This window comes from Aquimarina sp. ERC-38 (genome assembly GCF_026222555.1).
In the GTDB taxonomy this organism is placed as follows: Bacteria; Bacteroidota; Bacteroidia; order Flavobacteriales; family Flavobacteriaceae; genus Aquimarina.
In genome coordinates this window covers 4,103,761-4,117,477 of record NZ_CP098511.1, presented here as the reverse complement: position 1 = coordinate 4,117,477, position 13,717 = coordinate 4,103,761, and the positions used below count along the sequence as shown (strand labels likewise).

At 34.7% G+C, this 13,717-nt stretch carries 9 protein-coding genes; 8 read left to right on the top strand and 1 reads right to left on the bottom strand.

What is annotated here, in order from left to right; genetic code table 11:
• Window positions 1-35: 35 nt before the first annotated feature.
• Window positions 36-1,004 (bottom strand): serine hydrolase domain-containing protein, encoded by a 969-nt coding sequence (locus NBT05_RS17110; protein ID WP_265771123.1) that lies wholly within the window; start codon window positions 1,002-1,004, stop codon window positions 36-38.
• A gap of 295 nt (window positions 1,005-1,299) precedes the next feature.
• On the opposite strand from NBT05_RS17110, the gene NBT05_RS17105 reads away from it, so the two are divergent.
• The 8 genes from NBT05_RS17105 to NBT05_RS17070 all read left to right on the top strand — a co-directional run bounded on the left by NBT05_RS17105 (window position 1,300) and on the right by NBT05_RS17070 (window position 13,717).
• Window positions 1,300-2,358 (top strand): sensor histidine kinase, encoded by a 1,059-nt coding sequence (locus tag NBT05_RS17105; protein ID WP_265773265.1) that lies wholly within the window; start codon window positions 1,300-1,302, stop codon window positions 2,356-2,358.
• A 12-nt stretch (window positions 2,359-2,370) separates the two neighbouring features.
• Entirely contained in the window at window positions 2,371-3,078 is a 708-nt protein-coding gene (locus tag NBT05_RS17100; protein WP_416346199.1) for a LytR/AlgR family response regulator transcription factor, read from the top strand.
• 478 nt (window positions 3,079-3,556) lie between these two features.
• A complete protein-coding gene (locus NBT05_RS17095) occupies window positions 3,557-5,080 on the top strand; it encodes a pyridoxal phosphate-dependent decarboxylase family protein (protein ID WP_265771120.1) in 1,524 nt (507 codons plus the stop codon).
• Window positions 5,070-6,398, top strand: a complete 1,329-nt coding sequence (locus NBT05_RS17090; RefSeq protein WP_265771119.1) for a lysine N(6)-hydroxylase/L-ornithine N(5)-oxygenase family protein — start codon at window positions 5,070-5,072, stop codon at window positions 6,396-6,398. The genes NBT05_RS17095 and NBT05_RS17090 overlap by 11 nt, the downstream gene beginning before the upstream one ends.
• Window positions 6,399-6,536: 138 nt before the next feature.
• On the top strand, window positions 6,537-7,739 hold the full coding sequence (locus NBT05_RS17085; RefSeq protein ID WP_265771118.1) for an MFS transporter: 1,203 nt from the start codon (window positions 6,537-6,539) through the stop codon (window positions 7,737-7,739).
• Window positions 7,736-10,174 (top strand): GNAT family N-acetyltransferase, encoded by a 2,439-nt coding sequence (locus NBT05_RS17080; protein WP_265771117.1) that lies wholly within the window; start codon window positions 7,736-7,738, stop codon window positions 10,172-10,174. The genes NBT05_RS17085 and NBT05_RS17080 overlap by 4 nt, the downstream gene beginning before the upstream one ends.
• A gap of 14 nt (window positions 10,175-10,188) precedes the next feature.
• The gene (locus tag NBT05_RS17075) at window positions 10,189-12,576 is read left to right on the top strand and encodes a GNAT family N-acetyltransferase (RefSeq protein ID WP_265771116.1); all 2,388 of its coding nucleotides are present in this window, start codon (window positions 10,189-10,191) and stop codon (window positions 12,574-12,576) included.
• Window positions 12,577-12,580: 4 nt separating this feature from the next.
• The gene (locus tag NBT05_RS17070; protein WP_265771114.1) at window positions 12,581-13,717 is read left to right on the top strand and encodes a heparan-alpha-glucosaminide N-acetyltransferase domain-containing protein; all 1,137 of its coding nucleotides are present in this window, start codon (window positions 12,581-12,583) and stop codon (window positions 13,715-13,717) included.

Here is a 13,717-nt window from a genome sequence, read left to right as displayed (position 1 = left end):
TTATTGTTTAAGTTTATGAAGATTACATTACTTTATTAGTTTTTATCAAAAACTGGTAAGGTTATTTCCTTACCTTGACTTGCATCTAAAGCATAGAGTACGATCATTATCTTTTTATAATTTAACGCATTAGAATTAAAGGCTATTGCCACTTTCGTTTTAGGTACATAAATTAATGCACTTTGAAAACGATCAATACTCCCCTCACTTGCATAAACATCTAAACCTTTAATACTGTTGTAGAAAATTCCGTAGCAAAACTCTTTATGATCAGCCGTAGTCGTCATTAACTTTAAACTCTCTTCTGTAATCAAATTTTTGTTGAATAAAGCGGTTATAAATGTAGTTAAATCCAAAGTATTTGATACAATATTCCCGGCACCACCCGGATTACTTAAATCGGTTGCTGCTACCTTGACCAAAGCATTATTATCTTCTTCTTCATACCTGTAGCTTAAGCATTCATTTTTGTAGATATCAATCGAACTACCTACATAAGTATTTTTTAGACCTAGTTTATTCGTGATACGCTCCTGTAAAATTGTTTTATAAGGTTTTCCTTCTATTTGCTCCAAAATATATCCAAGTAATATATAGTTCGTATTACTATAACTTGTTTTTTCAGAAGGTTGAAACACTGCCTTATGTTTTACAATTCGGGATATCATTTCTTTTTCTGAAGAAGGTTTGTAGATCCACTCTTCAACTGTTGGATCATTAGTAATATCAAATAACCCACTACGATGACTCAACAGATTTGCAATTGTAATTTTTGACGCGCTTGGTATTTTAGGATAGTATTGAGATAATTTATTATTCAAAGCAATTTTATTCTCATCCAGTAATTGGAATATCATCACCGCCGTAAAAGTTTTAGTTACAGAGCCTACTCTAAACTTTGAGGCTATAGTAATTTCTTTTTTTTGTTCTTCATTTATATATTGATAGCCAACCGATTTATTATAGACTTTTTTTCCATCTTTTAATATAGTTATATCTCCCATAATTTTCTGATTTACATAGAGTAAATCGAACAATGAATCCAACTTCTTAAAATGTTTTTGCTGGGAGAAGCCTATTATTGGAACTATGAGAAAAAGGAATACAAAGTATTTCATTGGTTTATCGTTTTCATTAATAATGACACAAACCTAAATTTTATAGCGACTCTAAAAATTAAAATGCGACAGTTAACCTATTTAGTACCCTTTACTACCAACAGTTAAAACGCCTGCTAAACCTGTTATCTATCTACAAAAAAAGAATTCCCAATAAAAATATGCTATTATTGTGAAGGAGATGAAAGTGGTTTTTCAAAAATTTTTACTAAAAAAGTTAATACAAGGGGTACTTCATACTATTTTTTGGTGTACCGTATTATTGTTTTACACCTATTTTTTTGGTGTAGAGAGTAATAATTTTGATTATGTATTGTCATTTTCTTTATTCTTAATGCCCATTACAATCGCTACTACTTACGTTTCTATCTATAAACTTATCCCTGATTATTTAATCAAAAAAAGGTATTTCTATTTTACCCTGTACTGCGTATACACCTTTATTATTTCTACTTATTTGATAGTTGTCTCCGTCTTTTTCGGACTTGTATATCTTTCCAATTTTAAATATTTAAAAATGGCACCTATAAGTAGAAATATGGTGTTTGTTGCTGTTTCGGTGTATTTAATTGTCATTATGGTGAGTGCTTTTAAATTATTAAAGCTGAACCTCAAACATTCTGAAGAAACTAAACAACTGGAAAATAAAATATTGGAAACACAGCTTCAGCTGAAAGAGCAAGAATTAAATTATTTAAAGATGCAAATTCATCCGCATTTTTTATTTAATACTTTAAACACTTTATATGGCTTTGCCTTAAAAAAAGCAGACGAAACCCCAGAAATGATTTTAAGACTTTCTAACCTTTTAGATTATTTGCTTTACCAAGTCGATAAACCTTTTGTATCCATACAAGAAGAAATAAACCATATTGAAGATTATTTAAAATTAGAAAAACTGAGGTTTAACGATTCGCTAAGTATTTCCTTTAATACCTATCACCCTTCAGAAGATTTAAAAATTGCGCCGATGCTGTTGTTACCTTTTGTAGAAAATAGTTTTAAACATGGTACGCTACATCAAGGTCAATTAAAAATTAAAATCGATTTAAAATGCGAAAATCAAAACATTTGGTTTTACGTTGAAAATACTACCTCAAGATCAGAACCCTCCCCAAAAGGAATTGGTCTGGATAATATAAAAAAGCGATTAGATTTGTTATATCCTAATAATTATACGTTAGATATTAAAAATGAAGGTAACTTCTTTAAAGTTGCTTTACAACTAAGACTTAGCTGACCATTGCAACAAATAAAAGCTATATCATGTATTATTGTAGATGACGAACCTATTGCAAGAGACGTTATAGAAACGCATATTTCTAAAATTTCGGGTATTGTTATCAAAGGGAGCTATAGTAATGCCATTGATGCACTTAACTATCTAAGAGATCATACGATAGATTTAATTTTTCTGGATATCAACATGCCTGAAATCACAGGTATTTCCTTTGCTAAATCCATCAATAAAAATAGTAAGATCATTTTTACGACTGCCTATAGAGAATATGCGGTGGAAGGCTTTGAGTTACAAGCGGTAGATTATTTACTCAAGCCTATATCTTTTGAAAGATTGTTAAAGTCGGTCACGAACTATTTCGAGATTTATTCCAATTCACATAAGGAAGATATAGAAATAACAAACCGAAACGATTTTATGTTTGTGAGAGCAGATAGAAGAATGATAAAGATCGATTTTAGTGAAATTATTTATATCGAAAGTTATAGTGATTATCTTAAGATTCACTTGGCTAACGATACTATAGTTACAAGAGAAACCATAAGTGCTATCGAGGCTAAACTCCCTAAAAATAAGTTTTTAAGGATACATCGATCTTATATTGTAGCATTTAAAAGTATTTCTTCCTTTACCAATGAAGAAATAATAATCAACAATAAATCATTAACTATTAGCAGAAGTTACAAGAAAGAAGTATTAGCGATTTTAAACAAGTTTTGATTTTTTTTATTAAAGAAAATTTAATTTATGAATACTAAGAGTTGTCTTATGACCTACATTAAATTTCAAACTTTTCGTATTAGATATCCATGTTATATAATCTATTAAAACTATAACTTAATAAGATAGTTGATGAAATAAATATTCGTAAATAATTGAATATCAGATAAATAAAAAGAGATAAATCATAGATTTATCTCTTCTGGTGACCGCGACCGGACAGAGTTCAAACTTTTTACGTTTAGATATTGACTTAATTATACGTAAATCAATGAGTTTTGGGAAAAACCATTTTACATAACAATAAGTGTTTTGTTAAAAAGGTTAACAATATATTTTTTGATTTACTATGTTCGTTAAAACTCCAAACCTTTTTCATAAAAAAATCCCCGTCTTTTTTAATCCCAATTTCGTCAGAATTATCCTATTACTTTAACTTACTTTTGCGTTGCTTATTTAGATTAAATAAAAATAAAATATGCAAGTCAGTACACAAAGTCACTTTATTCAGGATCAAAAATTAGATCACTTCTTTAATCAAAAAACAAAGTTTAAATACGATTACTACATAGAAAAAACAATGCAGTATTTGTCCGGTTTCCTGGATAATTCTTCTTTTTATAGTGGTGCTTCTGCTTCTCAATTAAATAGTAAAAAGAAATCTTTATCCTTTTCAAATGATGAAACTTGTTCTATTGAAGATGCTTTAGAACAAATCAAAGACTTGTATTTGGATCATGCTATTTCGTTTCAACACCCACGATATGTAGCACACTTAAATTGTCCGGTAGTTTTACCCGCTTTAGTAGGTGATTTGATTGCTTCATCAGTTAATACGGCGGTAGAAACCTGGGATCAGAGCACTTCGGCTACTTTAATTGAGCAAGAAGTAATTCGTTGGATTTGTGATAAAATGAACTTACCAAAATCAGCAGATGGTGTCTTTACCAGCGGGGGTACGCAATCCAATTTTATGGCGCTACTATTGGCTCGTGATCATTATGCCTTTACCTATTTCGGTTTAAATTTAAAAGAAAACGGTTGGTCGGACGTGGTCAGTAAATTCCGGTTTTTCTGTTCGGAGAAGGCACATTTTAGTCTGAAAAAGAATGCAGCTCTTCTTGGCATGGGGTATAAAGCTATTATTACCGTAGCTACAGATGAAAAAATGAAGATGAAACCTGAAGCTTTGGTGCAAGCCATTGAAAGAGAAAAACAATTAGGTAATATTGCGATTGGGGTAGCAGCTACTGCCGGGACTACGGATTTTGGAAGCTTTGACCCACTTCAAACCATTGCTAAAATTGCCAAAGAATACAATATTTGGTATCACATTGACGGGGCTTACGGTGGAGGCTATATTTTATCTGAAACTCACAAACATCTATTAGACGGAACAGCTTTAGCGGATTCAATTACCATTGACTTCCACAAAACTATGTTTCAACCGGTTTGTTCCAGTGCTTTTTTAGTGGGTGATACTCAAAATTTTAAATATATTTCACATTATGCGGATTACTTAAATCCATTAGAACACCGAAATGAAGATTGCCCGAACCTGATTGAAAAATCCATACAAACCACCCGACGTTTTGATGCCCTTAAACTTTGGTTTACCTTAAAAATGACCGGGGAAAAGCAATTAGGTTCTTTTTTAGAAAAAGTACACTACCTGGCATTAGATTTATATCACAGTATTAAAGATGATACTTGTTTTGAAATCGTTCTTAAACCTGAACTAAGTACCCTGGTTTTTCGATATAAAAATTATGAACATCAACACAATTCAAAGCTTGACCGTATTAATTTACACATTAAAAATAAATTATTCGCTACAGGGCAAGCTTCTATTGCAAGTACCAAATTGGATGGGAATATTTTTTTAAAATTTACACTTTTGAACCCTACAAGTACCATTGAAGATCTTCTGGAAATCATCTACCTAATTAAAGAAACCGCTAACGAATATAAAATTCAAAATGAAAAAGCATATGCACACTAAAGAAGTATTGGATTATATCGGTATTGGTGTAGGCCCAATGAATTTAGGCATGGCTTGCCTTGCTAAGCCTATTGAAAACTTAAGCGGGCTATTCTTTGATAAAATAGAAAATTTTAACTGGCATGCAGGAATGTTGCTTGAAGGAACTACGCTTCAGATTCCATTTATGGCGGATTTAGTGACTTTAGCCGATCCGACCAGTGAATTCAGCTTTCTAAATTATGTCAAAGAACAAGGACGTATTTATTCGTTTTACATCCGTGAAAATTTCCTATTGTTACGTGAAGAATACAATCAGTACTGCCAATGGGCAATTCAAAAATTAAACAACATTCATTTTCAAACCGAAGTCGTAAAAACTTGCTACCTAAAAGCCAAAGATTGTTATGAAGTCATTGTTAGACATACCAAATCTTATGAAGAAAAAACTTATAGAACTAAAAAATTGATATTGGGTACCGGAACGCAACCCTATATCCCAGCTGGGTTTCGAAATTTAAATGAGCATGCGGTACATTCTTCTTCGTATTTATCCCAAAAAGAAGCATTACAAAGTAAAAAAAGAATTACCGTAGTAGGTAGCGGACAAAGCGCTGCTGAAGTATTTTATGACTTGCTACAGGATATTGATATTAGAGGTTACGAATTAAATTGGATTACCCGTTCGCCCCGATTTTTCCCGTTAGAGTATTCAAAACTTACCTTAGAAATGACCTCACCAGAATACGTAGACTATTTCTATAACCTACCGGAAGCAAAACGAGATGACCTGATCCACAATCAAAAACATCTATACAAGGGTATTAACCAGGAATTAATTGCCAACATTTACGATTTAATGTACACTAAAAATGTATCAAACCAGGTAAAAATCAACTTACGCACCAATTCTGAAATAACCGAAGCCGAATACGATAAAGTTTTGGATACTTTTTACCTAAACATTTATCAAAAGGAACAGGAAAAAGCCTATCAGCACCAGACAGAAGGCTTAATCCTGGCAACTGGATACCACTATCAAATGCCGAAATTTATGAAAGGGATTAACGATCAAATACTATGGGATCAAAAAGGCAGGTACCAGGTACAACGTAATTACAGTATCGATAAAAATAAAAACGCGGTTTTTGTACAAAATGCTGAATTACATACTCACGGGTTTGTAACCCCGGATTTAGGTATGGCAAGCTACCGTAACTCCTATATCCTAAGAGAAATCACCGGAAAAGATCATTACAAAATTGAGAAGCAAATTGCTTTTCAGCAGTTTGGAGTAGGTAAAGAGGAAAAGATAGCCATATCACAAGCACATACATAAAAAACTGAAAATCAAGAAGTCTCCCTTTGAAGGGAGATTTAGAGAGATGTATTTCGTCAACGCAATAGAATTAATGCGGAAAACATCCATCCCTAACCCTTCCTTCGAAAGAAAGGAGTTTATAAACAACAATAAAAAATGAAAAAAGCACTAATCATCATGACCCTGGTAGCTGTAGTAAGTGATTATCTGCTACATCCATTCTACCCTCAGTTTTTTGAGGCTAGATTTGGAGTCAACGATCCTAAAGTAGTCGGGTATTATTTTGCAGCAATTTGTTTTTTAGTCATGTTGGCGTTTCCGTTTTGGGCTTATGTTTCTAAAAAGATATCCGAACTTAATATTTTAATTTACACACAATGCATTGCGGGTATATTAGCCTTGTATTGTTTTTGGACCAGTTCTTATACCACTTTTTGGATCGTATCGCTCATCATGATTTTTTTTAAAGGAAGTTATCTCTTAGTTTACCCTTATATACTAAAAATCAGTTCTAAAAACGAACATTCTCAAATCATTGGAATTTTGTCAGTCGTGGTACACTTAGGGGGAATCGCAGGCGCTATTATTGGCGGACTTACGGTGGATTTGATCGACGCCAGTTATATCTATCTAATTATGGCTTCTGGAGATTTTGTCCAAATGGGAATGAGTGGCTATTTATTGGCAACTAAACAACAGGTTCCCGCCGTGGTTACAGAAAAATCCAATGAAATTCTGAACTCAATAAGTAAAACCAAAGGCTTTATTCTAAAGATCGGACTGGTTACGATGTTGCTTTATTTTAGCGACTTTTTAATTCGACCGTTTTTTGCGACCTATTGGGAGTCAGTTTCCATCTACGATTCCAAATTCATTTCAGGAACCTTGTATGCTATTCCCGGATTTATCGCGTTAATGGTTTTATGGTGGAGTACCAAAAGACCGTCAACCATTAGCCATAATAAAACGATTTTGTCTGCGCTAAGTATAGGTGCTTTGGGATTACTGCTACAGGGAATTCCTTCAGAAGTTTCCATTCTCGTAGGTCGGGTGATTTACGGGTGGGCGATCTTTCAGGGCGTTGTCAAATTTGATGTATTGTTATTTGAATTAAGCACTCCGGATTCATATGCCACGGATTACAGTAAAGTACATTTCTTTCAAAATTTAGGAGTCTTGATTTCCTCTTTCTTCGTTGGAATTTTAGTCGAAAATCAAGGATTACAAATACCATTTTATATTGCTAGTGTTGGATTTGTACTCACCTTAGTCATCTATTATCTATTCTTTAAAATTTCAATACCTATTACCTCTTTAAAAAAAGAACAACGTTCAAAGAAAACTGCCCTGAATTCATGAAAAATAAACTCATCATTAAAGAAAATTACTTGTATTCACAATCCTTCACTAATTTCGGGACTATTGACATTCGGCGTTTCCGGATTACGCAGGATAGCCAGGTGTTATACCAATGGGTAAACCAAGAATATGCCGTTTTTTGGGGAATGCAAGGTTTTACCCTACCCGAAGTGCAAGAGGAATATTACAAACTGATGATGCCGGATCATTATGATGTTTTTGTTGGGTTTTATAAAGAACAACCTGCATTTATACTGGAACGTTACCATCCTCAACAAGATGCGATAGGTACCTATTTTCATGCAAAAAAAGAAGATTGTGGTATACATATTATCGTAGCTCCACCTAGCATCAAAATACCAAATTTTACCTGGTATGTATTTCAGGCAATCACCACCTTTATTTTTCAGAACCAGGAAGTAAACCGCATTTTGGTAGAACCGGATATACGTAACAAAAAAATGTTTGCCCTTTGTCAACGCATCGGATTTGTCCTAGACAAGGTGGTCGAATTACCTCATAAAACCGCACAATTAGCATTTTTAACCCGAAATCATTTTGAACAATTACAATCCAATCCACAAATTAAAAAAAGAAGCGCCTTGAATACGTTGGATCATATCATATCCCCAAAACAATCCGTACATCATTTACATCGTAAAACCTGGCAAAAAGCCAATGATTTATTAGTCAAAAAAGCGTTAACCGAATTTAGTCATGAACTATTATTAACACCTACGCTACTTTCCGAAGGAGAAGAAGGTTGGAACACGTACCAGGTTTTCGCAGATGATAAACATATTACCTATCAATTTAGCGCAAAGCTTTTGACCATGAATCATTTTTGGATTTCGGAACAAAGTATTAAAAAAACGGAAAATGGTGAGAATAGCACCTTAGATGCAGTTTTATTTATCAAAGAATTTAGACAACAACTTGGCATTAAAGATGAGCAGTTACCTGTGTACCTGGAAGAAATTATTAGCACCCTTTACGGAAGTGCTTTTAAATTACAAAAGGGAAATCCTACCTCAGATCAACTGGTCACCGCAGACTTTCAAACCATTGAACAATCCATGACCGAAGGACATCCGGGATTTGTAGCAAATAACGGACGAATTGGGTTTGACAGTAACGACTATCGCGCTTATGCTCCCGAAGCCGGAAATTCATTTTCTTTACTTTGGTTAGCTGGGCATAAAGAACATACAAAATATTCAGGAACGGCTGATTTGGATTATCAAACCATACTGAAACAAGAATTAGATGCAACTACCATCACAAATTTTAACCAAATCATAAAAGAAAAAGGCTTAAACCCAAAAGACTACTACTTTGTCCCGGTACATCCGTGGCAATGGTTTAATAAATTAGCCAATACCTTCTCTACCGAAATTGCAACAGAAAAATTAATATGCCTAGGTTATGGACCGGATCAATATGTCGCCCAACAATCCATTCGAACCCTGTTTAATCTAACAAATCCTAAGAAATTTTATACTAAAACCGCTTTATCAATTTTAAACATGGGCTTTATGCGAGGCCTACCATATTATTACCTGGGTACCGCGCCAAAAATGGCAGTTTGGTTGGAAGAACTCCTATACCAGGATCCTTACATTCAGGAAACCAGATTTAGAATGTTGGGCGAAATTGCTTCGGTGAGTTATATAAATCCGTATTTTGAGGAATTTGGCCCGCATAACAACTATAATAAAATGTTAGCTTCCTTGTGGCGCGAGAGTCCGATGTCCGTAGTAAAACCAAGGCAACAATTGATGACCATGGCAGCTTTTTTACATGTTGATCAAAATGGTAATGCCTTACTTCCTGAAATTATTAGAAATTCAGAGCTAGAAGCAGAAGATTGGTTGGAGCAATATTTTAAAGCATATCTCACCCCGATGCTACATTGTTTTTACCAGTATGATTTGGTTTTTATGCCTCACGGCGAAAATATTATCATGGTACTTGAGAATAGTGTTCCCAAACAAATTCTATTGAAAGATATTACTGAGGAAGCCTGCATCTTAAGTCCTGAAGTTGAACTCCCCGAACATTTGAAACGTATGTACGCTCCTGTTCCTGAAGATGTAAAATTACTTTCCATTTTTACCGATATTTTTGACGGATTTTTTCGTTTTATGTCTCATATTTTGGTGGAACATGCCGGATATAGGGAAGAATTATTTTGGGAAGCTGTAGCCATCTCGATTCAGCAGTATCAGGAACGTTTCCCACAATTACAAGAAAAGTTTGAAAGATATGATTTGTTTGCAGCTGATTTTCAATTGTCTTGCCTTAACCGTTTACAACTGAATAATCATAAACAAATGATTGATCTGGACGACCCTGTAGCCTTGCTTCAATTTGCCGGAAGATTAACCAATCCGATCGCTGCTTTTAAAACAACACCTATTTCTACCATCGCTTAAATCCCAAGGTAATCATGCAAACTATTTCAACCTCGCTACCTATTATTTATACTCAAAAAATTCCGGATTTAGGAAGTATTGAACTACGCCCGTTTTCTTTGGAAGAAGACCTACCAATGATCTACAAATGGGTCACCCAGGATTACGCTTCCTTTTGGGGAATGCAGTATAAATCGTATGATGAAGTTCAAGGCGAATATATCACGGCATTAGCTAAATCGGATTATAAAATTTTTATAGGTCTTTTCAACGGAAAACCTTCTTTTTTATTGGAAAAGTATAAAGTCTCAGAAGATCGTATTCGTAATTATTATCAAGCTGAAGCCGGAGATTATGGAATGCATATTTTAGTAGCCCCACCCGTTCAAAGAATCCAGAATTTTACCTGGACAGTCTTTAAAACGGTGGTTGAATTTTTCTTTTCACAACCCGAAGTGATTCGTATGGTGGTAGAACCGGATATTAATAATGAAAAAATCCATCGGCTGAATAAAAAAGCCGGATTTCAATATATAAAAGAGATTGATTTACCTGAGAAAAAAGCAGGCCTTGCCATTTGTAGCCGACAAACTTTCAAAGATGCCCTTGAGATTTTGCAAATCAATGAAGTTTCAGAAAAAAACCCTAAAAAAACTTCTTACGGTACTTCTGTTGAATACTGGAACCTGTCAAATAAAGAATTAGTCGCTAAAGCAATCAGCGAATTTGCTCATGAGTTACTTCTGCAACCGGAATCGCAGGAAGACGGGACATATATTCTAAAAACAGGAACTCTCGAGATTTACTATCAATTTAAAGCAAAAAAATACGCGCTGGATCATTGGAGTATTGCTGCTGATAGCCTTCAAAAGTTTAAAAATTCGGAAATAATAAAGGTAGAAGCCTTATCATTTTTTATAGAATTTCAGAAGGTTTTAGGTATTACTGATGACTGCTTGCCGGTATACCTCGAAGAAATTTCCAGTACGCTAAATAGTGCGATCTATAAAAAAATACATCAACAATGTACAGCAAAGGATTTAGCAAATGCTTCTTTCCAGAAGATCGAACAATCTATGACCGAAGGGCATCCCGTTTTTGTTGCTAATAATGGTAGGATTGGGTTTAGCCGTACCGAATATCTGCAATACGCTCCCGAAGTACATCAACCTTTTCATATCTGCTGGTTGGCGGGTCATATATCAAAAACTACCTATGCTTCCGTTTCCGGATTTGGTTACAATGCGATGATGCATAAGGAATTGGGGGTAGAAAAGATAGCAGAATTCAATTCCGTTTTAAAAACTCTTAGATTACCTATTCAAGACTATATATTTATCCCGGTACATCCCTGGCAATGGAATCATAAAATTCAACAAGTGTTTGCCACCGATTTAGCCAATCAAAAATTGGTGTATTTGGGAGAAAGTAAGGATGCTTATGTAGCCCAACAATCTATCAGAACTCTCTTTAGCCAGACCCATCCCGATAACATGTACGTAAAAACGGCATTATCTATTTTAAACATGGGATTTATGCGGGGGTTGTCACCTTATTATATGAAAACCACCCCGGAAATCACCACCTGGATTACAGATTTGTTAGGGAACGACACCTATCTAAAACGAACCGGATTCGATATGTTAGGAGAAGTAGCAACGGTGGGTTTTGAAAATACGTATTACCAAAGCTTAGGTCGATCCAATCCGCATAATAAAATGTTGTCTGCTTTATGGCGGGAAAGTCCGCAGCAAAAAATTAAACAGCACCAAAACGTTATGACCATGGCAGCGTTAATTCACCGTGACAAAGAAGGAAATGCGTTGATAGCAGCCATGATTAAAGCTTCTAGAATTTCTCCTCAAGATTGGCTACAAACCTATCTTGATGCGTATCTAAAACCTCTATTACATTGTTTTTATGCTTACGAGTTGGTTTTTATTCCGCATGGCGAAAATATAATTTTGATTATGGAAGATCAGGTTCCTGTTCGAATCTTAATGAAAGATATCACCGAAGAAATTATTGTTTTTGATCCGGAACTTGTATTGCCCGAAGCCGTACAACGGGTATTTACTCCGGCTTCAGATGAAATGAAGGTCTTATCCCTATTCACCGATATTTTTGACGGTTTTTTCCGGTTTTTAAGTGTGATTTTGGAAGAGCAGCTACAATTTTCAGAAATAGGTTTCTGGAAACAAGTTGCTACAACTGTTCATACCTATCAAGCTGAAAACAAACATTTACAAAAGCAATTTGAACGTTACGATCTCTTTATGCCCGAATTTGGTCGTTGTTGCCTAAATCGCTTACAATTACGTAATACCAAACAAATGCTCAACCTGGCAGATCCGATTGAAAGCTTGATTATCGAAGGCACCATAAAAAATCCCATTGCTTCTTTTAAAAACACAATAGCATAACCCTATGGAAACAAAAATAGTAACAAACAAAACACCTCAAAAATTTAAGCGAATCAAAGCCATTGATCTTGCCCGTGGGATCAGTGTACTCATGGTCGTAATTGTTCATACGCTTTGGATTTATGGAGATGTACCTACCCAAACCGAAACCTGGTTGGGAGCAGCTGTACATTTTATTGGTAAAGGCACGCCGATGTTTTTGATTGCAATGGGGGTATCTTTTATTTTATCCCGAAATCAAAGTATTGTTTTATCTATTAAAAGAGCATGTTATATTCTTGCTGTAGGATATCTAATGAATTTTTTAAAGTTTGTACTACCTACCCTGATAGGAACAGTACCGGATAATTTTATTGAAGCCTACGGGTGGACAGCTCCGGCAACGTATGCGAATATGGTTTATATGCTGGGGACTGGCGATATTTTACAATTGGCTGGGTTTTCGTTATTATTTATGGGAATCATCAATCATTTTTCTAAAAACAAGTACGTGCCTTTAACCATAGCGGTTTTAATTGCTATAACGACTAAAGAGGTACATGGATTTCGATTAGGCATTCCCGGAGTGGATTATGTATTGGATTTGTTATGGGGTGCGGAGTGGAATGTATATTTTGCTGTTTTCCCATGGTTCTCATTTATCCTGATCGGGATATTTTTTGGGATGTGGTATAAAGAACAACAGAAAAGTAACTCTTATTTATTCAAAAGAATGTTGGTAGCTGGAATCTTATTAATGCTTATAGGTGGCGGACTTTGCTATTATAATTTTGAATACCATTTTGGCGATTATTTCCATCTGGGACCTGGAGGTACGTTTTACCTCACCGGATTTAATTTAGTATTATTATGGCTAGCTAATGTATTGGTTTCTAAAGTTAAAGGAAACAGGTTGTTTTCTTTTTTTTACTATTGTAGCAAACGTGTAACTACGATATACTTCATTCAATGGGTGATTATTTGTTGGGGCATGGGTGTCTTGGGGTACCAGCAGTTTGGAGTTGGCGGAGTGCTTCTTTTAATTCCCACATTTATAGGACTGACGCTGATCCTTCAACGCTTTGTCTTTGATCGTATTTTTTCCCGGAAAAAGAAAAGCGAAATTGGTGAAAAACGTTCCGTAATCCTTCAAAAACTCTAG